This is a genomic window from Streptomyces sp. AC627_RSS907 (genome assembly GCF_019049165.1).
Window position 1 is genome coordinate 88539 of record NZ_JAGMUE010000280.1, and the last position, 23764, is coordinate 112302.

At 73.0% G+C, this 23764-nt stretch carries 17 protein-coding genes; 6 read left to right on the forward strand and 11 right to left on the reverse strand.

The window, feature by feature from the left end; all coding sequences use genetic code 11:
* Positions 1-108: 108 nt before the first annotated feature.
* Complete coding sequence (locus tag KUM32_RS45075) at positions 109-2925, reverse strand: SpoIIE family protein phosphatase (RefSeq protein ID WP_217145703.1); 2817 nt, start codon at positions 2923-2925, stop codon at positions 109-111.
* A gap of 254 nt (positions 2926-3179) precedes the next feature.
* Between KUM32_RS45075 and KUM32_RS33605 the strand changes: the two genes are divergently transcribed.
* Positions 3180-3680 (forward strand): N-acetyltransferase, encoded by a 501-nt coding sequence (locus tag KUM32_RS33605; RefSeq protein WP_217145704.1) that lies wholly within the window; start codon positions 3180-3182, stop codon positions 3678-3680.
* A 265-nt stretch (positions 3681-3945) separates the two neighbouring features.
* Here the strand turns inward: KUM32_RS33605 and KUM32_RS33610 are convergent, their stop codons facing one another.
* The 4 genes from KUM32_RS33610 to KUM32_RS33625 all read right to left on the reverse strand — a co-directional run bounded on the left by KUM32_RS33610 (position 3946) and on the right by KUM32_RS33625 (position 8283).
* A complete protein-coding gene (locus KUM32_RS33610) occupies positions 3946-4539 on the reverse strand; it encodes a DinB family protein (protein WP_217145705.1) in 594 nt (197 codons plus the stop codon).
* Between the two features lie 251 nt (positions 4540-4790).
* Complete coding sequence (locus KUM32_RS33615) at positions 4791-6545, reverse strand: lysyl oxidase family protein (protein WP_217145706.1); 1755 nt, start codon at positions 6543-6545, stop codon at positions 4791-4793.
* A gap of 335 nt (positions 6546-6880) precedes the next feature.
* Positions 6881-7375, reverse strand: a complete 495-nt coding sequence (locus KUM32_RS33620) for a hypothetical protein (RefSeq protein ID WP_217145707.1) — start codon at positions 7373-7375, stop codon at positions 6881-6883.
* Positions 7376-7431: 56 nt separating this feature from the next.
* On the reverse strand, positions 7432-8283 hold the full coding sequence (locus tag KUM32_RS33625) for an endonuclease/exonuclease/phosphatase family protein (protein WP_217145708.1): 852 nt from the start codon (positions 8281-8283) through the stop codon (positions 7432-7434).
* 172 nt (positions 8284-8455) lie between these two features.
* Between KUM32_RS33625 and KUM32_RS33630 the strand changes: the two genes are divergently transcribed.
* Positions 8456-9457: a helix-turn-helix transcriptional regulator gene (locus tag KUM32_RS33630; protein WP_254406498.1), complete on the forward strand. Its 1002-nt coding sequence runs from the start codon at positions 8456-8458 to the stop codon at positions 9455-9457.
* 56 nt (positions 9458-9513) lie between these two features.
* Here the strand turns inward: KUM32_RS33630 and KUM32_RS33635 are convergent, their stop codons facing one another.
* A complete protein-coding gene (locus tag KUM32_RS33635) occupies positions 9514-10539 on the reverse strand; it encodes a metallophosphoesterase (protein ID WP_217145710.1) in 1026 nt (341 codons plus the stop codon).
* A 111-nt stretch (positions 10540-10650) separates the two neighbouring features.
* On the opposite strand from KUM32_RS33635, the gene KUM32_RS33640 reads away from it, so the two are divergent.
* Positions 10651-11208, forward strand: a complete 558-nt coding sequence (locus tag KUM32_RS33640) for a hypothetical protein (RefSeq protein ID WP_217145711.1) — start codon at positions 10651-10653, stop codon at positions 11206-11208.
* Positions 11209-11217: 9 nt separating this feature from the next.
* Here the strand turns inward: KUM32_RS33640 and KUM32_RS33645 are convergent, their stop codons facing one another.
* From KUM32_RS33645 to KUM32_RS33660, 4 genes are read right to left on the reverse strand one after another with little or no spacing between them, the layout of a single operon-like run.
* The gene (locus KUM32_RS33645) at positions 11218-12231 is read right to left on the reverse strand and encodes a DUF2891 domain-containing protein (protein ID WP_217145712.1); all 1014 of its coding nucleotides are present in this window, start codon (positions 12229-12231) and stop codon (positions 11218-11220) included.
* The gene (pcp, locus tag KUM32_RS33650; RefSeq protein ID WP_217145713.1) at positions 12231-12881 is read right to left on the reverse strand and encodes a pyroglutamyl-peptidase I; all 651 of its coding nucleotides are present in this window, start codon (positions 12879-12881) and stop codon (positions 12231-12233) included. Before pcp ends, KUM32_RS33645 begins: the two co-directional genes overlap by 1 nt.
* 57 nt (positions 12882-12938) lie before the next feature.
* Entirely contained in the window at positions 12939-13913 is a 975-nt protein-coding gene (locus tag KUM32_RS33655) for a DUF979 domain-containing protein (RefSeq protein WP_217145714.1), read from the reverse strand.
* Positions 13910-14629, reverse strand: coding sequence for a DUF969 domain-containing protein (locus KUM32_RS33660; RefSeq protein ID WP_217145715.1), 720 nt, complete (start codon positions 14627-14629; stop codon positions 13910-13912). The genes KUM32_RS33655 and KUM32_RS33660 overlap by 4 nt, the downstream gene beginning before the upstream one ends.
* A gap of 216 nt (positions 14630-14845) precedes the next feature.
* On the opposite strand from KUM32_RS33660, the gene KUM32_RS33665 reads away from it, so the two are divergent.
* The 3 genes from KUM32_RS33665 to KUM32_RS33675 are packed head-to-tail and all read left to right on the forward strand — an operon-like array spanning position 14846 to position 17111.
* Positions 14846-15598: a LamB/YcsF family protein gene (locus KUM32_RS33665; RefSeq protein WP_217145716.1), complete on the forward strand. Its 753-nt coding sequence runs from the start codon at positions 14846-14848 to the stop codon at positions 15596-15598.
* Positions 15595-16257, forward strand: a complete 663-nt coding sequence (locus KUM32_RS33670; protein ID WP_217145717.1) for an allophanate hydrolase subunit 1 — start codon at positions 15595-15597, stop codon at positions 16255-16257. The genes KUM32_RS33665 and KUM32_RS33670 overlap by 4 nt, the downstream gene beginning before the upstream one ends.
* Positions 16254-17111, forward strand: a complete 858-nt coding sequence (locus KUM32_RS33675; RefSeq protein ID WP_217145718.1) for a biotin-dependent carboxyltransferase family protein — start codon at positions 16254-16256, stop codon at positions 17109-17111. The genes KUM32_RS33670 and KUM32_RS33675 overlap by 4 nt, the downstream gene beginning before the upstream one ends.
* A 25-nt stretch (positions 17112-17136) precedes the next feature.
* Here the strand turns inward: KUM32_RS33675 and KUM32_RS33680 are convergent, their stop codons facing one another.
* Entirely contained in the window at positions 17137-23706 is a 6570-nt protein-coding gene (locus KUM32_RS33680; protein ID WP_217145719.1) for a type I polyketide synthase, read from the reverse strand.
* Positions 23707-23764: the final 58 nt, after the last annotated feature.

A 23764-nucleotide genomic window follows, 5' to 3' on the forward strand; every position in this document is an offset into this window, starting at 1 on the left:
CGTCCTCGCGGGCGCCCGGCGTCGGCCCCCGCCAGGGTCCCGGGGGCGCGGCGGCGGCCGGCCCGGCTCGCACGCGGTCGCCGTGGGCGGGACGGCACGACTGGCGGGTCAGCCGGGTTCCTCGAACATCGCCAGCAGTGCCTGCTCGTCCGACTCCGCCGCGGGGTGCTCCGGCTGCGGGACCTGCTCGGCCCACACGGTCTTGCCCTGCGGCATGTAGCGGGCGCCCCAGCTCTTGGTGAACTGCGCCACCAGGAACAGACCGCGCCCGCCCTCCTCGGTCGAGGCCGCCCGTCGGATGCGCGGAGAGCTGTTGCTGCGGTCGGAGACCTCGCAGATCAGTGAGTCGTCGCGCAGCAACCGCAGGCCCACCGGCCCTTGGCCGCCGTACCGCACGGCGTTGGTGACCAGCTCGCTGACCACCAGCCCGGTGTTGAAATCGAGCTCCGACATGCCCCAGACGGCGAGCTGGGCACGGGTCAGCTCCCTGGCCCGCGCCACGACCGAGCGGTCGGACGGGAACTCCCAGGACGCCACCCGGTCCTCGGGCAGGGCGTGCACACGGGCCAGCAGGAGCGCCACGTCGTCGTGCGGGCCGCCGGGCAGGAGGGTGGCGGAGACCCGGTCGCAGATGTCCTCCGGCGCCGGACCCGCGAGCTTCAGCGAGGCCAGCAGTTGTCCGGTGCGCGCGTCGGTGTCCCCGTAGCCGCGCCCCTCCTTGAGCAGGCCGTCGGTGTACATGGCGAGCAGGCTGCCCGCGGGCAGGTCGAGGGTGGTGGACTCGTACGGCTGGAGCCCGCCGAGCCCGAGCGGTGGGCCGGCCGGCAGGTCGATCAGCTCCGCCTCTCCGCCCGGCGTCAGCAGAGCGGGCGGCGGATGACCGGCCCGTGCGGCCGTGCAGCGGCAGGACACCGGGTCGTACACCGCGTACAGACAGGTCGCACCGGTCGCGGGGTCCTGTTCGCCGGACGGTTCGTCGGGGGTGCGGCTGACCAGGTCGTCCAGATGGGCCAGCACCTCCTCGGGCAGCAGGTCCATCCCGGCCAGCGTCCGTACCGCCGTACGCAGCCGGCCCATGGTGGCTGCCGCCTGCAGACCGTATCCGGGCACGTCCCCGACGACCAGAGCCGCACGCATCCCGGACAGCGGAATGGCGTCGAACCAGTCCCCGCCCACACCTGCCGTGGCGTCCGCGGGCACGTAGCGGGAAGCCAGGTCGACAGCGCTGAGCCGGGGCAGGGCGTGCGGCAGCAGGCTGCGCTGAAGGATGAGGGAGGCCTGCCGCTCCCGGCAGTAGTGGCGGGCGTTGTCCACGCTGATCCCTGCACGGGCCGCCAGCTCGCCCGCCAGCGTGAGGTCGTCCTGCTCGTACGGCCTCGTCCTGCCTCGGCGGTAGAACCCCGCCAGTCCCAGGACGGAGCCCCGCGCCGACAGGGGGGCGCCCAGGTAGGAGTGCACGCCCTCACCGAGCAGGCCGACGGGGCGCCCCAGGCCGGCCGGGGACCCGGCCAGGGCGGCGGTCGACACCGAGTCCGTGACCGGCTGCCCGGTCTTCAGGCACCGGGACTGGGGTCCACCGGCCGGGTAGTCGGCCGGCTCGTCCACGTCGCCGGCCAGGAGGTCGCGGGAGCCCTCGCCCGCCCACGCGGCCACCCGGCGCAGCGCCACACCGGGGGGCGGCCGTCCGGCCGGTGGGTCGTCGCCCGACAGCACGCTTTCCAGCAGGTCGACGACGACCAGGTCGGCGAAGCGCGGCACGGCGATCTCCGCCAGTTCCCCGGCCGTACGCCACATGTCCAGGGTGGTGCCGAGCCGGGCGCCCGCCTCGTTCAGCAGGGACAGCCGCCCGCGCGCCTCGGCGGCGAGCCGGCCGACGCCCGGCTCGCCCACCAGCAGCAGCCACGCGTCGGTCCCTTCGGCCGCATGGGGTTCCGCCGTCGCGCCGGGCGCGTCCGCTCCCGTCGCCACGGTGGGACGGTCCAGCAGCGGAACGTGACGCCCGTCGGGGGCGGTGACCGTACCCGATGTCCCCGTGCCGCGGGTGTCCTCGAAGCTGACCTCGACCGCCGCGCCCTCCGCGTCGCCGTGGTGCAGCTCCCGGCGGCGCAGCACGGCGACGCGGCTGCCCGCGAGCGGCACCTCGGCGAATGTCTCACCGGTCGAGGAGATCAGCTCGACGGCCCGCTCCAGCAGTGTCAGCCGCTCCTGCGGGGCGAGCCGGGGCGTCGCTCCGCTGAGCCGGGAGAGCTCTCCCGAGCCCAGGTGCAGCTCGCCACGTCCGCCGCGCTCCCCGGCCAGACGGAAGGAGTGCATCAGCTCGAGCTCTCGGGACCTGCTCAGCTCCAGCAGGCGTTCCCCGATGCGTTCGGTGGCGTCCTGCAGGGCCAGGGCCATGGTGGGGTCGGCCAGCTCCCGGGGCACGGAGAGGTTGACCGCGCCCCGCACGGTGCCGCCCACCGGGTCGCGCACGGGCGCGGCCATGCAGGTCAGCTCCTTGAGATCGTGCAGGAAGTGCTCGTGGCCGACGACCACGAACGGCGCCCTGGTGCTCAACACCATGCTGACGCTGCTGGTTCCCATGAACCGCTCGTCGACGTTGGCACCCCGCATCAGGGAGGCGGCGTCCATCAGCTCCAGCCCCGCCGGGTCGCCCCACCGGTCCACGATGTTCGCCCGTGAGTCGGCCAGCACCACGGTCACCGGCACGCCCGAGAACCGTTCGAAGAGTCGCTCCAGCACTGGCGCTGCAGCTCTGACCAGGCGGGAGTCGGGGTCCAGGTCGGTTTCGATCGGCAGGGCCGCTCCCCCGGGATCGATGCCGAGCGCCTGCGAGCGCTGCCAGGAGGCGAGGATCTCCGGACGGACTCCGGCGACCGGCGTCCGGTCGCCGTGACCGCTGCCCGAAGGAGTCGGGTAGGAATCCACAGAATCAGGATAATCGTGAGCACAGGGCATGCGCAGCGGCCGCTTCGGGCAGGGAATCCCGGACCCTGTGGCCGGCTCGCCCCCGCGGTGTCCCGGTGCGGCCCCCTTGCGCACGAGGTCCTGGCGCTGCGCCACCGGAGTCCGCTCCGGAGGGACGAAACGGTCCGCGTTCCCTGTGCGGGCCTCGGTCTCCCCCGGTCCACCGCCGCATATCCCTTTGCGCGGGTGATCTTCCGCGTGGTTGGCTCGCACCCATGACCTGGCTGCCCCATGACTTCGTCCACCCCCTCCACGTCGACATACCCGACGGCGGAGGCCACCGGCTGCGTCCGATCAGCGGTGGGGACGCACCGCTGGACTATCCCGCGGTGATGGGTTCGCGGGAGCGGCTGTGGACGATCTTCGGGCCCGCGTGGGGCTGGCCGGCGGCCACGATGTCGTACGAGGCGAACCTCGCCGATCTGGAGCGGCACGCCGCGGAGATCGAGGCCCACGAATCCTTCAACTACACGATCGAGAACGCCGACCGCACCGCCCTGCGTGGATGTGTGTACATCGACCCGCCGGAGAAGCGGGGGGCCGACGCCGAGATTTCCTGGTGGGTGGTGGACGACGAGGTGGGCGGTGCGCTGGAGCGGGCGCTGGACGCGTTCGTGCCGCGCTGGATCGCCGAGGACTGGCCCTTCGAGCAACCGCGCCTCATCGGCCGGGACATCACCTGGGACGAGTGGACGAAGCTGCCGGACCGTCCATGAGCAGGCCGTCCCGCCGGTGCCGGAACCGGAGGTCGACGGCGCCCCCGAGGCGGGCGTCGGAGATCACGCGCCGAGCGACCACGCGTTCCCGGCGCGGGTGGTTCTTCCCCGCGTGTCCCCGGCACGTCCTCACGCGCGGGCCGCAGGTGGCCGGCGCGGTCGGGCTGGGGCCCGAGCCGCCTCGTCGCCGGACGGGGACGGGCCGGCCGCACCGGGGCGCGGTCCCCTCGTGGGACGCGCCGGACGGGTGGAGAGTGGTGCGAGGTCACGTGCCCCGGCCGGCCTCCTGAGCCGCCTGCTCCAGCCGGTCTCGGTGCTTCTCCCACCATGCCGTGTCGCCGGGCGGCATGCTGTCGTTGCCCTTGCGCATCCCGACGGCACCGTCCATGAGCTCCCGGAGGATGTCGGCGTGCCCGGCGTGCCGGTGCGTATCGGCGATCACTCGCACCACGGCGTGATGCAGTGTCACCTCGTCCTTGCCGTCGGGCCACCACGGCACCCTGCCGGTCGTGTCGAGCGTGAGCGCGTCGATGGTCGCGTCCGCGTGTGACCATGCCCGGCGGTAGAGCCCCACGATGTACGCGCGTGACTCCTCGGCGGTGGCCCACATGTCCGCGTTGGGCTCGGCACCGTCATCGAGCCAGGGCAGCGGCTCACCGGACGGCCTCCCGAAGGTGTCGCCGAGGTAGCCCAGTTCCACACCGGCCGCGTGCTTCACCAGGCCCAGGAGATTCGTCCCGGTCGGTGTCAGCGGGCGGCGGACGTCGTACTCCGCCAGCCCTTCGAGTTTCCACAGCAGGGCTTCACGGGCGGACTGCAAGTAGAAGTGGAGGTCGGCCTTGGCGTCCGGTGAGGTCATGAGGCCAGTCTGCCGTCCGGGCGATCTCTGTCCAACGCCTTTCCGCCCAACGCCTTTTCCACCCACCGCCTTTCCACCGCTCTCGGCTGTCGATGTCGAACTCGCCGTCGGCACAGACGCCGGCCCCGGGACCTGGCACGGGCCGGCCGGCGGCGGTTCCGCGCTGCGGCACGGACACGGCTGAGGGCCGGCGGCCACTGGTCGTGGCCGCCGGCCCCTTGAGCCGCGTCAGGTACCGCCCTGACACATGGTCAGTTCGCGTTCACCAGCTCGTGCGCCGGCACGGTCACCGTCCGCTTGCCCGGCTTGCCACCGAGCACGATCTTCCGCAGAGCGCTGTTGTTGTCGAGGCTGGTCTCCTTCAGGCGCTTCTCCGGGTTGGCCAGCACCTGGATGTAGTACGTGCCGTTCGGGACACTGGTGATGTCGAAGGACTGGCCCGGCAGGTCCTGGGTGTACGTGTCCCCGGAGCCGACGTCGAGCACCTCACGGACCGAGATCGAGTTCTCCTGGCCGCAGGCGGTCGCCAGGTCGGTGTTGAACGGGTGCCAGTTGGCGTTCTTCACCGTGTAGTCGATCGCGTCGGTGTTGGCCAGGCAGAAGGCCTCCTTGCCACTGCGCACGGCCTCCTTCTTGTCCGCCTTCAGCAGCCGGTAGCTGGCGAAGTCGGTGAAGTGCCAGTGCACGTGACCCGGACGCGGGTCCCACTCCATGGTGCCGGTCGGGGTGTAGCCGACCTGCTTGCCCTTGGCGTCGTAGAAGTACTGGTAGGCGTCCATCTTGTCCTTGCCGGGCGAACGGAAGCCGTCCACCACCAGCTGCGCCGGACCGGCGTTCCACACGTTGGCGCTGAAGGCCAGGTAGTCCTTGCCGGGTATGTCCTTCTCGCCGTCGCTGATGACGATTCCGTAGGCCGGCAGCGAGCGCAGGTCGGGCTTGGGGACGTCCGGGACGGAGGGCTTGCCGGCGGGCCGCTTCGCCAGCGGCTTGAGCGCCGGCGCCTTGCGCGAGCCGTCGGTCTGGCCGCGCGTGTCACCGACCCGCATCGCGCTGGCGGTCTGCTCCTTCTTCAGCGCCCACGGCAGCGCCGGCGGCGCCGCCTTCAGCGGACCGTGACCCGCGTTGTACGAGGGGCCGGCGCCGCTCGTCACCGGCGCGGCGGCCTCGGCGGGCGTCGGGGCGTGCCCCGGGCCGTGACCCGCGTGCGTGGCCGGCGCCTGGTGGGCGGTTCCGTGCCCGGCGTGCTCGCCGCCCTTGGCGGACCGGGACATCGGCTCGGCGGCGCCCAGTTCGTCCTCGTAGCTCCGCTCCTCCACCTTCACCTTGACCGTGGCCGGTTTGTCGGCGATGCCGAACAGGTCGCGGTACTTCTTGGCGACCCCGACCTTGGCGGTGTACGTGCCGGCCGCCAGCTTGACCGCATCGGCGTACGAACCCGCGTAGGTGTTGGCGGCCCAGCCCTTCTCCACGCCCCACACCGAACCGAGGGTGAACGGGTTGGTGGGGCAGCTCTCCGGATACTTGGAGGTGGCGGGCGCGTCGGGGCGCACCCGGCCGCTGGCGTTGTTCGGGCAGAAGTCCTCGGTGCGGCTCAAGACCTTCTTGCCCGCGTTGTCGGTGACCGTGATCTCCGCGAAGCCGGGCAGGCCGGAGAAGTCCTTCACCGTGCCCTTGGGCAGCGTCTTGGCCTTGGTCTTGCCGCCCTCGTACACGGTCTGGGTGACGGTCACCGGGTCCTTGTAGGACTTCCGGGTCACCTTCAGCTCCAGCGGCGTCCCCTCGGCGGTGAGGTACGTGCCGAGGTCGAGGAAGACGCCCGGGTCCTCCTTCCAGGAGGTGAGCGTGACCGAGGAGGTCGCGGCGATGAGGCTCAGCTTCGGCCCTGTCGCGGCCTTCGCCGGCTCCGACGTGGCGGCCACGAGGCCGGCCGTCACGGCCATGGCGGCCACGGCCGTGGTACTGGCGAGCAGCGGACGCCGCAGCCGGGTGGTGCGCGTTCTGGTCATCGTTCCCTCGTCCTCCGAGTGCTGTGAGAAGGAAGCAGGCGGCGGGCGGCGCGACGTGTCGCCGAGGACAGCCGGCAGGGCCCGCGCGGTGAGAGGCACTCGCTGTGCCCGCGCTGTGAGAGGAACGGTCCGGGTACTCGGTTGGCCCGGGGGTGGAAACCGGTGTGATGTTGGCCGGAAAGCTCCGTTGTGGAGAAAAACGGGCCGTTGTCAGGGATACGGCCCACCCGGTGACAGGCCTTCTGGTACAAGCCGCGGCGGGGCCCGGTGGGGCGGACACCGTACCGCCGCCCCGGCAGCCGCCGGCCTGGCCGCGGCGGGGTGACAGCCGCCGGTCAGTCCCCCGCTCGTACGGCGACCGCGAAACCGACCTCCCCGCCGGGCTCCTCGCGAAGCGACTCGGGAAGGCCGCCGACCGCCGCGCACAGGGCCTCGGCCATGCCCCGGGTCAACGGCCCGTCGGGGCGCGGGGCGTCGAGCGCGGACGCGTCCTCCGTCTCCCGCCGGGGACGGACGTACTCCGCGCCCCAGTCGGTGAAGCGCGGCAGGGACACCTTGCCGTCGTCCTGGTGCCAGCCGCGCGACGCCGCGGCCACCACGACCCGTAGCCGACGCTCGTGGGTGTCCGGCACCACCTCGGTGAACACGGTGAGCCGGACCAGCCCGTTGCCGTCGTCCATCCCGTACGGCAGGGTCCACTCGACCACGCCCGTCATGGGTTCCACACCGGGGTCCCCCGCCGCACGCGCCGCCGCACAGGCGCGTCGGCGCAGGTCGATGAGAGGTCCCAGATTCTCGACGACGTGGGCGTGCCAGTACTCGACGGCCATGCGCGGCCCTCCCGATCGGGGCGCGGGCCCCCCGCCCGCGCTCGGAGCGGCCAAGCCTATGCGGGCCTGTCACGCAGGGCCACGTCGGTGTGCAGCATGTGGTGGTCCGAGTACGGCGTGGGCTGCACGCGGTGCCTGAGGGGGGCGATGCCGCGCAGGAAGACGTAGTCGAACTTGCTGTGCCAGTCGGTGGTCGCCTCACAGGTCCCGCCGGACGCGGGAAGACACCGGGGGTCCGTGTCCGCGGCCAGCGCCTGTATCGGGGCGAGTTCGGGAGCGTCCGGCACGGCGTTGAAGTCGCCCATGACGATGGCGCGGTCGTGCCGGGCGACGTCCGCGGCGAGTACGCCGGCCTGGTCCGCCCGGACCGCTTCCTGACGTCGTTGGGCGAGATGGGTGTTGAAGACCCGGACGGACCGGCCGCCCACCGTGGTGGTGACCGCCATGTACCCACGGTCCTCGGATCCGCCGTCGGGGTACTCCACGCTGACGCGGTCCGTCATCGGTGCCGCCGAGAGGACCGCCTGACCGAACGATCCCGGATTCCACGGCCACCCCCCGCAGCGGCCGCGATGCCGGAGAACCGTCCCGTACTCGACGTGGTAGACCAGCCCGTGCAGGGCCTCCAGATAGTCCCGGATCCTCTCGACGTCTCGCACGCACGCCTCTTGCAGGCCGATGACCTGGGGCGCGTACGCGGCGATCTCCGCCGCACGGTCGACGTTGCTCTCCTTGCAGGGGTTGCAGATGTTCCACGTCATGACCCGGTTCGGCACGACGTCCCTGACGGCGTCGGCGGGCAGTGCCCTGTCGACGTGGCCACCGCTCTGTGCGCTGGACCCTACGAGCAACATGCAGGCCACGGCTATGGCGCCCACGAACAACCCCGTGCCCCTACCGAGCACCATCGCCTCCCCAGCGCGGATACACATGACGTCGGACGTCTCCACGCACAAGGTTAGGGGACGGGCGCTGCAGGCGACACAAGCTCCGGGGCCCGGTCACGCCCGGACGGGAACGGCGGAGCATGACCAAATCCGTCGTTGTCCTGTCCGCCATGGCCGCCGCACCATGACGCTCATGGGAAACCCGGGGGAACCGTCGCCGCATGAAGCCAAGGACGCCGGTGGTTTCATCGAGTCGATGCGGCGGCTCAAGGAGCGCTCGGGGCTGACCTATCGCGACTTGGAGGAGCGGGCCGCCCGTCATGGCGACGCGCTGGCCCGGAGCACGTCGGCCGACATGCTGCGGCGGTCGACCCTGCCGCGGCCCGAGCTGCTGGCCGCCTTCGTCCGCGCCTGCGGGGACGGGGAACGGGTCGACGCCTGGCTGGACGCCAGGAACCGGATCGCCACGGATACCGCGGCCACACCGGCCCCGGCGCCCGGGACAGCCCCAGCGGCGCGGGCCGAGGACGGGGTCCCACCAGAAAGCGAGGCCGGCGCCCAACCACAAACGGCGGCAGAGGCTCACCCGGAAACGGACGCCGCGGAGGCCGGGGGCGCCCCGCCACGCCGGGTCAAGCGCCGCACGGTCGCGCTCACGGCCTCGCTGATGGCCCCGGTGCTCGCGCTGACCGCCTGGGGACTGCTCCCGGACGGCTCCGACGGCCCCGCCCTCGATTCCCGTGCTCCCGCCGACGGCTGGGTCACCATCCACCCGGCCCGTACGCCCGGCCTCTGCGTGACCGACGGACGCGACCGCCGCGGCGCCTACGACAACGCCGTCGCCGTTCAACTCCCCTGCGGTCAGGCCACGGTGCCCCGCACCTACCTCGAGTTCGCCGGGCAGAACCTGTACCGCGTGCAGTGGCACCACCCCCAGGAGGGGAAGGGATGCCTGACGGTCATGGAGACCGGCCCGGTCAAGGACATGCTCGAGCCGCGCAACGACTGTGCCCACGCCACCCTGTTCCGCGTGGAGGCCGCCGAGTCCGGCAGCACCGCTGGTCACCGGCTTCGCCCGGCGAACAGCGGTCACTGCATCGGCATCGTCGGCGACGACACCACCGAGGGGGCCGAAGCGATCGAAGAACGGTGTACCGGCGCGGCCGATCAGCTGTTCCTCCTCCGGGAAGGCTGACCGCCGGGCGGTCCCGCAGCCGACCGGACGGCCGCCCTCGTCTCCCGCCGGGCCTCTCAGCGCGCCAGCGGCACGGTGATCTCCTTCAGCCAGGCGCCGCGGGCGAAGTCGCGGGCCTTGATGACGACCGCGTCGCGGTGCACCTCGACCTGGAGGCCCTGGTTGAAGGAACCGCTGACGGCGACCTCGCCGCCCTTGCCGTCGTCCCGGAATCCGGTCTGGATCGCTCCCGTGTTCACGACGGTGAACCCGCTGAGGTTCGCGGTGCCGGGTACGACGCGACGCACCACCCAGTCGGAGAGGTCCAGGTCCCAGTGCGTGTGCCCGGAGAAGAGGAAGACGTCGGGGTGACGGCCGAGCAGGCCCAGGAGGCGGTCGGCCTGGAGGTAGTCGCTCGAGTAGAGCTTGTTGCGGGTGCCGGAGACCGTGTTGGGCAGCGGGTGGTGGGTGATCACCATGACCGGCTTGCGGCGCCGCGACCAGTGCCACAGGCGGTCCTCCAGCCACGCGAACTGCTCGTCGCTGATCCACACCTCGTCCCAGAGCTTCGGGTCGTGGTAGTGCGAGTAGCGCTCGGTACCGAGGGTGAGGACGGGGATGCCGCCGAAGGACATCTCGGCGTGCACACTGCCGCGCCGGGCGAAACGGTAGAAGCTGCGGAAGAGGGAGTCCTCGGTGGTGTTGTTGGGCCAGGTCGCCTCCGACAGGGTGTCGGGATCGCGCCACTTCGGCACGTAGAACTCGTGGTTGCCGATCGCCCAGGCCACCTCGGACGGGTGGGAGTGGCGCTCCAGTTCGGTGGTGACCTGCGCGTACTCGAAGTCGTAGCCGCGCGGTGTGATGTCGCCCGCGACGGCGAGGCCCGCGCTGCGCGGGTTGACCGCCGCCATGTCGTCCAGGGCCCGGCCGAAGTCGCGCAGGTCCCCCTGGATGTCGCTGATGACGTTGAACCGTACGACGTCCCGCCCGCGCCCCCGCCCGAGGGCCTCGGGCGTACCGGCCGGGGCGGCGTGGGCCTGAGCGGTGCCGGCGGCGGTCACCAGGGCGCCGCCGGTGGCGGCGAGGAGGGATCTGCGGTCCATGTGCGACTCCGTGTCCGTGAGACGTGCGGGGGTAACGACGACCAAGATCATGTTCTCGGGTGCACTCGGCCCGACGCGTCGAGGACATCTGCGTGTACGAAGCATGAATTCGTGCGGACGACGCGCGTGGCGCCTTCCCCCGGTCTCGCTCCCGGGTCCGGGACCGGTGCCGGGCACCACGCTCTCGGTGACGCGGTCGAGCACGGCGTCACCGAGCAGCAGGTCGGTTCCCCTCAGCAGTGGGGCGGGCTGTCCATGGTGCGCGGACCAGTGGTCCCGGCCGGCATCGATGGCTTCACCGAGCTGTACCGGAGGACCGGCACGCCCGAGCGGGCCGACGCCGACGCGTCGATGAGCCGTATGGGGTGCGAGGCCGCGCGACTGGTCGACCTGGTGGAGGAACTGCCTCTCGTCGCCCGCCCCGACGAGCACGGTGCCGCCGCGGCGCGAGCCCTCCGGCGCACCCCGACGGATCCGCGCGCCCGGCCGCCGACGCGCTGCACGACCTGCGCGCCCTCGGTCCCGGACGCCCGGTCGCCCTCCACGGCCCCGGCGGAGGGCCGTCGGCCCCGGCGCCCGTGCTCGGTGGCGAAGCCCGGCTGCGTCAGGTCACCTCCGGCCTCGTGGGCGACGCCGTCGCCCGCACCCACCCCTCCGGTACGCCGGTGAGGAGCCGTGTCAGCCGTGGGTCACAGGGTCGAGGGCCAGCGCGGCGAAGGTCGCCAGCCAGTGGTCGGTGGTGAAGTCGCCGCGCTCCACGGCGGGCAGGCCCGCCGAGAGGTGGGCCGCGGCCGCCTCGTCCAGGCGGCTGCGGCCCGGACCGTCGGGCAGGGCGTCCGCGAGGGACCGCAGCGCCGCCGCCCGGCTGAGGGTCAGACCGAGCAGATGGCCGATCTGCGGGTCGGCGTGGTCGGAGACGACCGGCACCTCCAGCGGCGGACAGGAGGCACCGGATGCCAGCGCCGGCAGGAAGCGGTCGAGCCACGCCGCGAACGTGTCCTTCGGGAGCACCCTGCGCATCGCGTCGGCCTCACTCAGCGCCGGCGACAGGAAGTCCTGTCCCGACGGTTCCCAGTGCGCCGGCGCGTCGTGGTCGTCGGCGAACCAGGCCAGCAGTCGTTCCCGGACGGCCCGGTCGGTGGCGGCGGACAGCTCTCCCGAGTCGAGTGCGAGGCTCAGCGCGAAGGCGCTGTTGGGATGGTTGCCGTGGCGTACGGGATACGTGGCCTTGGGCAGCCACTCCGCCAGCAGCCGGTCCACGGTGGCGACGGCCGGCGTCAGGGCCCCGGCCCAGCGGGCGCCCGCCGCGCCGGGGAAGGCCCGGCACTCGGCGGCGAGCGCGAGCAGCCACGCCCAGCCGTAGGGCCGCTCGAAGGACGGGCGGTCCCGGAGGTAGGCGGCTTCGGCGGCGAGGTTGCCGGGGGTGAGGTGCCGGTCGAGTACGGCCGTGGCCGGCCCGGTGTCCGGGAGTGCGGGCGTGCCGCCGTGGCGGCGCAGCAGACGGACGAGCAGCCAGTGCATGTGGACCGAGGAGTGCCAGTCGTAGGCGCCGTAGAAGGCGGGGTGCAGGATGCGGGGTTCGAGGCGCTCGTCGGCAGAGGTGATCAGGTGGGCCGGGAAGTTGGGGTACTCGCGGGTGATGTTGGCGAGGGCGAGCCCGGCGAAGGCGCCCGCGTGGTCGCTGAGCGGCATCAGTGGGTGGCTCCTTCGGTGACCTTCAGGTCCCGCTCCGCCGGTGTGCGGGCGGCGGTGGCCAGCAGGGCGCGCAGGCCGTGGGCGACGGTGGCGGGCGGCAGGGAGGGCGCGGTGCCGTCGGGGACCTGCTCGGGTGCCCAGGGCACGTGCACGAAACCGCCCCGTACGTGCGGGAACTCGGTGGCGAGGAGGTGGCCGAGACCGTAGGCCACGTGGTTGCAGACGAAGGTGCCGGCGGTGTTGGAGACGGCGGCCGGGACACCGGCCTCGCGCAGCGCGGCGACGCAGGCCTTGACGGGCAGGGTGGAGAAGTAGGCGGCGGGGCCGTCCGGGACCACCGGTTCGTCGATGGGCTGCCGGCCGGCGTTGTCGGGGATGCGCGCGTCGTCGACGTTGAGAGCGACGCGTTCGACGGTGACGCCGGGGCGTCCGCCCGCCTGGCCCAGGCAGATCACCAGGTCGGGGGATTCGGCGCGAACGGCGTCGCGCAGGGTGGCGAGGGACGTGCCGAAGACGCAGGGCAGTTCGGTGGCGGTGACCGTGAGTCCGGCGGGCGGTTCGGCGGCCACCAGGGACGCCGCCTGCCAGGACGGGTTCACTCGCTCGCCGCCGAAGGGGGCGAAGCCGGTGATGAGGACACGGGTCATGGGAGTTCCTTGCGGGTCGGGCGGGCGCCGGTTCGGGGCGAGGGGCGGAACCACGGCTCAGAAGGCGAACAGCGCCATGATGACGGTGCAGCATCCGAGCAGCGCGATCCCCGTCGGCAGCTGTGCCTTGATCGGTCCGTACTGGTCCTTGAGCTCGAGCAGGGTGGCCGGGACGATGTTGAAGTTGGCGGCCATCGGCGTGCAGAGCGTGCCGGCGAAACCTGCCAGCATGCCGATCGCGAGGACGGCGGGCTCGTTGCCGTGCATCTGCTGGATGAGCACCGGCCAGCCGATCGCCGCGGTCATCACGGGGAAGGCGGCGAAGGCGTTGCCCATGATGACGGTGAACAGGAACATGCCGACGCAGTACGCGATGACGGCGAGGTACTTGGAGTCGTCCGGCAGGACCCTGTTCACGATGTCGCCGACCTGGGTGCCCACCCCGGCGGCGGCGAAGATCGAACCCAGTACGGCCAGGAGCTGGGGCAGCAGCAGCGCGGAGCCCATCGCCTCCAGCATGGAGCGGCCGGAGTGGATCGGGACGGAGAGCTTCTTCTCACCGGTGACCAGCATGCCGACGACGAGCGCGGCGACACATCCCAGGCCGAGCCCGAGCAGCGTGGCCTTGCCGGTCTCGAAGAGGCCGGACTCGTCCAGCACGGAGGCACAGACGATCGCGACGAGCGGAATCGTCAGTGCGGGGATGAAGATCCTGCTGCCGAGCCGGGTGGCGGAGGCCTCGCGCTGCTCGGCGGTGGTGGTGACCGGGACACCCTTGCCGAGGAAGTTGAACCCGGCGAGCACGATCAGGACGAGGACCGCCACGCCGAGCGGTTCGGCGGGCAGGGTCCAGTCGCCGTTGCCGGCCGTGGCGTTGGCGACGCCGGTGCCGTAGGGGAAGGTGAGTCCGAGCAGGCCCCAGAACGCGGCGGACGTCCACCGCTTGGGGTTGCTGCGGTCGGCGGCCATCTGCACGGCCATGACGACGAAGACGAGGCCTATCAGCCAGTACAGCCATTCGACCTTGATCACTTGTCGGCCCCCTCGGGAAGCGGCAGGTCGTGTTCGGCGGCGGCGAGCGCCATCTCACGCTCCAGTTGCCTGTCCATGAGCAGCAGCCGGGCGCCGTGGATGAGGAAGGCGCAGACGGCGAGCGGGATCGCCCACAGGGCGAGCTGGGTCGGTTCGATGTCCTGGTGGTACGTGGAGTTCACGAAGCCGGTGATGAGCAGGATGGAGCCGATCGCGATGAAGCAGTCCTCGCCGAAGAAGACGCCCACGGTGTCGGCCGACGCGGAGTAGGAGCGCACCTTCTCGCGCAGGCGGTCGGGCAGCTTGGCGCCCGTGGAGCGTTCGGCGGCGGCCTCCGCCATGGGCGCCACCAGGGGCCGCACGGTCTGCGCCGGGCCGCCGATGCTGTTCAGGCCGAAGGCCGCGGTGACCTGCCGGACCAGCAGGTAGACGGTGAGGAACCGGCCGGCGCTGAGCTTGCCCAGGCGGCCGATGAGGTTGCGTGCCTGTTCGCGCAGGCCGTAGCGCTCGAGCAGGCCGATCACCGGGAGCACGATGGCGTAGACGGTGACCGAGCGGCTGTCGGCGAAGGACCGGCCGAAGGCCGCGAGGACCTCCAGCGGATTCATCTTGCCGAGCAGTCCGGTGACGATACCGGCGACGCCCACCACGAGGACGGGGTTGCGGCGCGTGACGAATCCGAGGATCACCACGACCACACCGAGGAGAACGATCATTCGGTGGCCTTCTTCAGGCATGAGGGGGCAGGGCACGGATCCGGAAGCCGCGGAACCGTGACTTCAGCGGTCCCCGGACCATAGCTCCAGATACGTGGCAGATGCACGGACACTAACTATCGTTGAACGATCTAACAAGAGGTGCATGTCGCGACGCCCGCCACGGATGGCCGTCGACCCTTGTCGGATCGTTCAACAATCGTCTACGTTCAGGGAGTGATCGACCTCAACGCAGATCTCGGTGAAGGCTTCGGCCGCTGGACCCTCACCGACGACGACGCCCTGCTCTCCGTCGTCACCAGCGCCAACGTCGCCTGCGGCTTCCACGCGGGCGACCCCTCGGTGATGCGTCGCGTCTGCGACCTCGCCGCCGAGCGCGGGGTGCGGATCGGGGCCCAGGTGTCCTACCGGGACCTGGCCGGCTTCGGACGGCGCGCCATGGACGTGCCCGCCGGCGAACTGGCGGCCGAGGTGGCGTACCAGATCGGCGCGCTCAGGGTGTTCGCCGAGGCCGCCGGGGCCGAGGTGGCCTACGTGAAACCGCACGGCGCGCTCTACAACCGGACCGTCCACGACGCCGAGCAGGCCCGTGCCGTCGTGGCCGGCGTACGGCTCGCGGGCGGCGCCCTGCCCGTGCTCGGCCTCCCCGGCTCGCACCTGCTCACCGCCGCCGGGGAGGCGGGACTCCCCGGAGTACCCGAGGCCTTCGCGGACCGCGCCTACACCGCGCGGGGCACACTCGTTCCCCGCCGCGAGGCGGACTCCGTCATCACGGACGAGGACACGGTGGTACGGCGTGCGCTGGCGTTCGCGGTGCGGGGCGAGGTCGAGGCCGTGGACGGTACGACCGTCGCGGTCGCCGCCCGGTCCCTGTGCGTGCACGGCGACACGCCGAACGCGGCCAGGATCGCGGCGCGGGTGCGCGAGGCACTGGAGACGTCCGGGGTCGGGATCGGGGCGTTCGCATGACGGGGAGCCCGCCCCTCACGACGCGTCGCGCCGGCCGCCACGCGCTCCTCGTCGAACTGCCCGACGCCGAGCGCACCGCGGCCTTCCACGCCGAACTGCTGCGCCGGCGGGCCACCGGTGCGCTGCCGCCCGTCGAAGAGATCGTGCCGGGGGCGCGGACCGTCCTGCTGGACGGGGTGGCGGACCCGCAGGCGCTGGCCCGCACGCTCACCGGCTGGGAGGTGCCGCGCAGCGCCGACGACGACGGGGACCTCGTGGAGATCGCCGTGCGCTACGACGGACCGGACCTCGCCGACGTGGCGGCGCTGTGGGGAGTCGCCCCGGAAGAGGTCGCCGCGCGCCACTCGTCCTTCACCTACCGTGTCGCGTTCTGCGGATTCGCACCCGGATTCGGCTACCTCACCGGGCTGCCCCCGGAGCTGCACGTGCCCCGCAGGGCCACGCCCAGGACCCGGGTTCCGGCCGGTGCGGTCGCCCTCGCCGGCCCGTACAGCGCTGTCTACCCGCGCGCCACACCGGGCGGCTGGCAACTGATCGGCACCATGCCGGACCCGGGTCCGCTGTGGGACACCTCGCGGGAACGCGCGGCGCTCCTCACACCGGGGACCCGCGTGCGATTCCTCACAGCCGACGACGGCCCCACGGGGGTGACGGGATGACGGCCAAGCTCACGGCCGTGCGCTCCGGCGCGCTCACCACGGTGCAGGACTCGGGCCGGCGCGGCCATGCCCACCTGGGCGTGCCCCGTTCCGGGGCCCTGGACGCGCCCGCGATGCGGCTAGCCAACCGGCTGCTCGGCAACGACCCGGACGCCGCCGTGCTGGAGACCACGCTGACCGGCTGCGCCCTCCGGCCCGACCGCGCCGTCACCACCGTGGTCGGCGGTGCGCACTGCCCGGTCACCGTGGACGGGCGGCCGGCGGCCTGGGGCGCCCCGGTGCGGGTGCCCGCGGGGGCGGTCCTGGAGGTGGGGCCGGCGACCGCGGGCGTGCGCTCGTACGTGGCGGTGGCAGGCGGCATCGCCGCCGAACCCGTCCTCGGCAGCCGCTCGACGGACCTGCTCTCGGGCCTGGGCCCGCAGCCCCTGCGCGACGGGGACGTCGTCCCCGTGGGCACCCCCGCACCGCCGGTGGCGCTGCCCGTCGCCGCGCCCTGGCCCGGGCCGCCCGCCGAACTGGTGCTGCCGGTACACCTGGGCCCCCGCGCCGACTGGTTCACCCCGGCCGCCCTGCGCACCCTCACCTCGGCCACATACCGTGTCTCCCCGCACAGCAACCGCATCGGCCTGCGTACCGAGGGGCCGCCGCTGGAACGGGCCTCGACGGGCGAACTGCCCAGCGAGGGCATCGTCCTGGGCGCCGTGCAGGTTCCGCCGGACGGACGCCCCGTGATCTTCCTGCACGACCACCCGACGACCGGCGGCTACCCCGTCGTCGCGGTCGTGGCGGAACCCGCCCTGGCGGCGGCGGCCCAGGCCGCGGTCGGGACACCGGTGCGCTTCACGCTCGGCTGAGGGGGCGACCGGCGGTCCCCCGCTCTCACACCTCGTCGTGCGGCGTTCGGAGTACCCGCATACCGATGCCGTGAGCGCGGTACACGCAGGTGTCGTCGCCCCACAGCGTCGCCTCCGCGGTGGCCCACCGTCCTCCCGCGTCCTCACCGGTGTCCAGGATCTCCATGAGCACTCTGATCAACCGGGTCTCCGGAGTGATCTGGCCCCGGTACTTCCACGTCACCTCCTGACCCGTCATCACCGGCTCGAACCGGGGAGAGGAGATTCCGTCGGTCAGGCCGCGTTCGATCATGTAGTACTGCAGGAGCCGGCACATCGCCTCGATGCCGAGGGACCCCGGCTGCACCGGGTCCTGGAAGAAGTGCGCCTTGAAGAACCACTCCCCGGCGTCCACGTCCTTCTCCGACCGCAGCCGGCCGAGCCCCGCGCTGCCCGCGTCCGGCCAGTAGCCCGTGATCCTGTCGAGCATCAACAGCATGGGGCCCGGCAGACGCCCCGGGCCCTCGAAATACGGCCCCGGACGCGTCGTGAGGTCGACCAGGTGGTCGCACGCAGCGGTGAGCCCCGTCCGGTCGGCCGTCGAGACCGGGAGCCCCGTCTGGAGCTCGAAGGCCGAGTGCGGGAAGAACCCGAAGACCGTCGAGAGCTCGAAGACCTGCCGGCCGTCCGCGGAGCAACGGACCGAGAACGACTCGATGATCATGTCGCCCACGCGCGAGATGCCGGTCAGCCCGGCGTGGGTCCGCACCGTCCTCGTGGCGGGGGTGATCTCACCGGAGACGGTTCCACAGCCGTCGAGATTGCGGAACAGCAGATCGACATCGCTGGTCAGGGCGCTGCCCACGTAAGTGGCGAGCCAACCGCACGGTTGCAGGGCGATCTCCATGAGAACGGCGAACGGCATCGTCCTGCCGTCGTTCTCCTCGAAGTACCAGGCGTGGTCGGGGACGTCGTATTCGGCGACCACACCGCTGCCCTCCCGCATGCCGTTCGGCGGCCCCTCCACCGCGACGACACGGCTCATGAAGTGGTAGGGAGGGCCGGGCAGACGTGCGCTCCTGCGCGTGCCGTCGAAGCGCTCGTAGGACGGACCGAACGCCTCACTGGGCCTGCCCCACGCGCACGCGAGCAACGAGGCGTAGTCGAACGCGAAGCCGTCCACCACCGCCACCGCCGTGGGCTCCAGGTGGCCCACCAGACCCCCGAGCGAGGCGGCCGGCACCGGGGTGCCGCTGGTCTGCCGGGCCGGCGGGCCGAGCAGGCGCCAGTGCGTCAGCGGCCAGTCCGGCACCAGCCGGAGGCCGACGTGCCGGCCGTGGAAGGCCCGGCACCCGTCGACGGTGCCCAGCACGTCGGCGTACAGGGTCGGCACCGGCCCGGCCGACACCCCGCGCACGAACACCTCGTACACGATCCGCCGGCTGCTCACAGTGGCCTGCCCCCGGCACTCCGCCGTGCTGGGGGCACCGTCGACCGGCTCGAAGCGCCAGCCGTCCCTGCCGACGGTGAAGCCCATGGCGGCCAGGTAGAAGGCCATGGCCTGCATGCCGCCCTGGAGCATCAGGGTTCCCGGCATACAGGGATCGTTCCTGAAGTGTCCGGCGAAGAACCAGTCGTCCCGCGCGACGGGAGTCTCCGCACGCAGGTAGCCGCGGCCCCACGGCCCGCCCGCCGGGTCGAACGCGGTGACCTCGTGGAGCAGCCGCAGCCACCCGTCGTCGATGCGCGGCGACCGCACATGGGCCGCGGCCCGCTCCCATCCGGGCCCGAAGCAGTCCGCGGGCCGCCCCTGTGAGAAGGCCCGCACCTGGTCCGCGCTGAAGGCTTCGTACGCGCACCGGACGGCGGGAGGGTCGGCGGGGAGGTCGGGGCCGGGCGGGTCGTCGGCGGGGTCGCCCTGTACTCCGGCGCTCCGGCCGAGTTCCGCCGGGGTGAAGAACCCCGCCTGTCCCTTGCGGACGCTGAGCCGGAGCTCTCCGTCGACGCGGCAGTCGTAGTGGAAGAAGAACAGCCGGACGCCGTCGTGCTCGGCGTGTCCGTCGATGTGGATCTCGTAGCACAGCGTCTCTCCGGCGCGAGGAGGGCTTCCGTGGTACGTCAGTTCGCAGCCGAGCAGCCGGTAGACCCGCTCGCCCCGGGTCAGCAGGTCGATGCCGAGCCAGCTGATGAGCAGGAGGTCCGCCTGGCCCGCCTCGACCATCAGGCCGCAGGGCATCCGCCCGGTGGCGTCGAGGTACCAGCTGTCGAGGCGGACGTCGGTCTCCGTCCAGATCGTGCCCTGGTGGTTCGCCGGGTCGGGGGTGAGCAGTGCCGCCGGTTCGGCCTCGATACCGGTGACGCGGTCGGCCAGCAGCATCGGCGGCTCGGGCATCCGGGTCTGCACCGCGTACGTGTCCTGCGCGGCGAACCTCGGTCCGAAGAGGTCGGAGATCCGCCCCGACGCGAGGTGTTCCAACTGGGCCCGGTCGAACCTGGGTCCGGGCCGGGGGACCGGTGGTGACCGGCGCGGCTCGGGAGCGGCGAGAGCGTCCGGCGGCGCCACCCGCCGGGTGCGCGGCGCGTCCGGCGGCTGTGCGGGGTGGGTGACGGCCGCCGGTGCGGCACGCCCCAGAGCGGCGACAGCCTGCTCGGTGACCCGCAGGAAACGTCGGTGGAGCTCCGCCTGCCCGGCCATGACCTCGCGGTGGAGGGCCGTCACACGCAGGGCGTGCCGGGCGGCCAGGGCGCGCCGGTCCACGGGCACCGGGCCCTGCTCCTCCCCCGCGCGGGGTACGACAACGGCCGGCGGGGCGGTTTCCGGGCCGGGCGGGCCGGCTTCCGGCATCGGCACGGGAGCCAGCCGGGGAGCCCGGGGCAGGGGCGCCGCGGGCCGGCCGAGTGAGGAGGGCAGCCGGGGCTCCCCCAGGACCGGTACCTCCAGCGTCGGACCGGTCGGCGCTTCCGCCTGCGGAGCTCGCCCCAGTTCGGCGAAGAGTGCCTCGGCCCGCACGGGTACGCCGGCGACCACGAGTTCGGCCACGGCCAGGCACAGTTGCCGCAGGCCCCTGCCGTCCGCGGCGTCCAGGGCGACGGCCACGTGCTCACGGTCGCCGAGCACCCGTTTGATCCACCCGGTGCACAGCCCGCGCGGTCCCTGCTCCACGAAGATGCGGACCCCGTCGGCCCAGGCCCGTTCCACCGTGCCGGCGAAGTCGATCGTGCCGAGGCCCTGGGCGGTGATCGCCTCGGCGGCCCGTTCGGCCGTCGGGAGGTACGCCCGCTGGTCGGCCTCGCTGTAGAACCGCACCCCGGGCACCGCGACGGTGGGCCGCAGATGGAGGTTCCTCCACTCCTCGCGGACCTCCGCCAGTTCCGGTGCGTGGGCGGCGAGGTCGTAGTCGATCACGATGGCGTTTCCGGCCCCGAGCCGGTCCACCACGGCCGCGCACGCCCGTGACTCCCCGCCGACGACGCAGATGCCGGGTGCGTTGAGCGCCATCAGGTGAACGGCCGGCTGCTTCGCGATCTCTTCCCCGACACGTTCGAGGGGCGCGGTCACCAGGTAACTCGTCCACCGGGTCCCGCTCACACCGGCGCGTTTCCAGGCCCGCTGCACCGCGCGCAGTTCTCCGGTCAGCTCCCTGGTGAACAGGCCGCTCTCCCGGGCGGCCACGTACAGGCCCTCGGCGTCCGGCCAGGCTCCGAGCGCGACCAGGGCGGCGGTCTCACCGGAGGAGTACCCGAGGGCGGCGTCCGGCCGCAGACCGAGCAGGCCGCGGCACAGCTCGGTGTGGACCGTGGCGAGCCGGGCCGCGCTCCTGATCCGTTCGAGCGTCGTCGGGTCAGGGCCGGGGTCGACGGACTCGGCGACGGCCCCGTGCCCGGCCAGGACGGCCGCACCGAGTGACGGGAGGGCGAGCATCACCTCACGCCCCATGCCGGGGTACGCGGCCGAACCGTTGGTGTACACGAACGCGGTCTCTCCGACCACCGGCGCGTCCCGGTACAGCACGCCGCCGGGCCTGACCCCGCCGTCGGCGAGCCAGCGGCGGGCACCCTCCACGCCCGCGCGGAGCCCGGCGTCGCCCTCGACGACCAGTGCCAGGCGGGCGGGACCGTCCCAGGACTCCGCTCCCCGGTCCAGCGCGGCCAGCACCTCCCGCCGGTCGCTCCCGGAGAAGACGTGCAGCCGCGGCACGGCCGGCCGGACCCTGGGCAGGGAGTCGCCGGCCCGCATCCGAACGCACACGGTGGGGGCCTCCAGCGGGGTGACGACCGCCTGGGCGGTGCGCAGGCCGGCGCGCGGCTGGGCGGGTTCTCCCGGGCGGGGCACCGCGCGGTACAGCAGGGCGGTCGCCGCGACGGCGACGGACAGCAGCCCCTGAGCGGCGTGGACCCGGCCGAAGACCGACGCCGGGTCGACCGTGGCCGCCTCGCCGTCCCCGACCAGCAGGTCCGTCTCGTCCCCGACCAGCAGGTCCGCCTCGTCCTCGCCCTCCTCGTCGAGGAGGGCGATCACCGTGTCGCCGTCCCGGCGGGCGGTGGTGAGGGGTTTCAGCACCAGGACGACGGCCGCGTCCCCGGTTCCGGTCTCGCGGCCGAGTTCGCGCAGGGCGGTGCGGTGCACCGCGCCGCGGGACAGATCGGTCGCGCCGACCAGGGCGGCATCGGCCTCGCCCGCCCTGATGGCCCGGGCCGCGAGGGCGAGCGCCACCACGCCGGACGCCTCCTCCGCCGACACCGCGAAGCCGGGCCCGGCCAGGTCGAGTTGGGTGTTGATCCGGTTGGCCACGAGGTTGGGAAAGGTGCCGACCACCCGCTCGGCTCCCATGGAGGAGACGAAGGCGTCCTGGGCGCTCGCCACAAGGCCGGCTTCGGCGTCGCACCCGGACTGCTCCACCCAGTGCGGCAGCCTCCAGCGCGCGCCGCCGCGTGCCACCTCGGGGTCCACTCCCGTCCCGATGAGCACCATGGTCCGCTCGCGGGGCAGGGACACCCCCCGCACGGCGTCGCGCGCGGCTTCCAGCACCAGGAGTTGGTGGGGCGAGGTGCTCTGCAGCGCCACCGGTGGAAAACACAGGTCCGGCAGCGACACGCCGACCCCCCTGAGGGGACCGCACCGCTCGCCGTCGAGGACCGCGCGGCGGAAGGCCTCGGTGTCGGCCCCGTCGCCGACGCGCGCGCCGACGGCCACGATCGCGACCGGGACGTCCGCCGCCGGGGCGCCGGATGCCGGGGCGACATGCCGGGCCGCGCGGAACGGGCCGGGCGCACCACCGCCGTGTGCTCCCGTGTCCCCCTCCCAGGCGTCGACGATCAGATGGGCGTTGGTGCCGCCGAAACCGAAGGCGCTGACGGCGGCCCTGCGGGTCCCCGGCCACGGCTCCGGCTCGCTCAGCACCCGCAGCGGTGTGCCCTCGAGGTCGGCGAGGGGCCGGTCGGCGCCGAGTGTCGCGGGACGGATGCCCGCGCGCATCGCCCCGAGCACCTTGAGCAGCCCGCTCACCCCCGCACAGGCCAGCAGGTGACCGATGTTGGACTTCACCGAGCCGATGGGGACGTCGTGGGACGCCGCGAAGGTCCGCGCCGTGCTCCGGGCCTCCACGGCGTCCCCGAGCGGGGTTCCGGTGGCGTGGCACTCGACGAGCGAGACCGTCTCCGGCGCGATGCCCGCCGCGGAGTACGCCAGCCGCATCGCCCGTTCCTGGCCCTCCTGGGCCGGGCTGAGCAGGCCGCGGCCCCGTCCGTCGTTGGACAGCCCGATGCCCCGGATCACCCCGAGGACGGGCGCCCCGGCCGCCAGTGCGTCGGGCAGCCGCATCAGGGCCACGAACCCCGCGCCCTCGCCGTGCAGCAGCCCGTCGGCGTCCCGGTGGAAGGGTCGGCTGCGTCCGGACCTGCTCACCGCGGACAGGCCGCAGAACCCCACGTGCAGGAACAGGTTGTCGACGCGGTTCACCGCGCCGGCGAGCATCATGTCGGCCGTGTCGTCGTGCAGGCGGTCGCACGCGAGTTTGATCGCGTACAGCGAGGAGGCGCAGGCGGCGTCGAGCGCGAAGGCCCCCGCGCCGAGTCCGAGGGCCTTCGCCGCGAGGTGGGCGGGCAGTCCGGAGGAGAAGCGGTTGCGCGCGTCGGGGCGCACACGGCGGGTGCCGGTCAGCAGGGCGTCCCGCACGTGCGGTTCCTGGGCGGACAGCCACACGTGTTCGGCGTAGGCCGACCCTGCGCTCGTGGGGTAGGAGAGGGTTCCCAGCACCAGGCCGGCCCGCTCGCGGGGTCCGTCGTACCGGGCCTCCCCCAGTGCCTGCCGGGCGCCGTGCAGTACCCAGTGGAAGAGCGGATCCAGGGTCAGGAGCCGTTCCGGGGGGACGAGGAACCCCTCCGGGTCGAAGACCGGTTCGAACCCCCGGACGTAGCCGCCGATGTCGGTCCAGGTGCGGTCGCGGTGGTCGTCGACGGTCCCCACGGCCCAGCGGTGGGGCAGCCGCCACCGTCCGTCGGGGACCGCCGACAGGCTGCAACGCCGTGCGCGGATGTTGTCCCAGAAGGTGTCCGGGTCCAGCGCGTCGGGCAGTACACAGCCCCGTCCGACGACGGCGATCGGTTCGAATTCCACGCTGCTCCACTCCACGCGTCGCACGCGTACGGATGGCCGGGGTCACGGGCACGCTCGT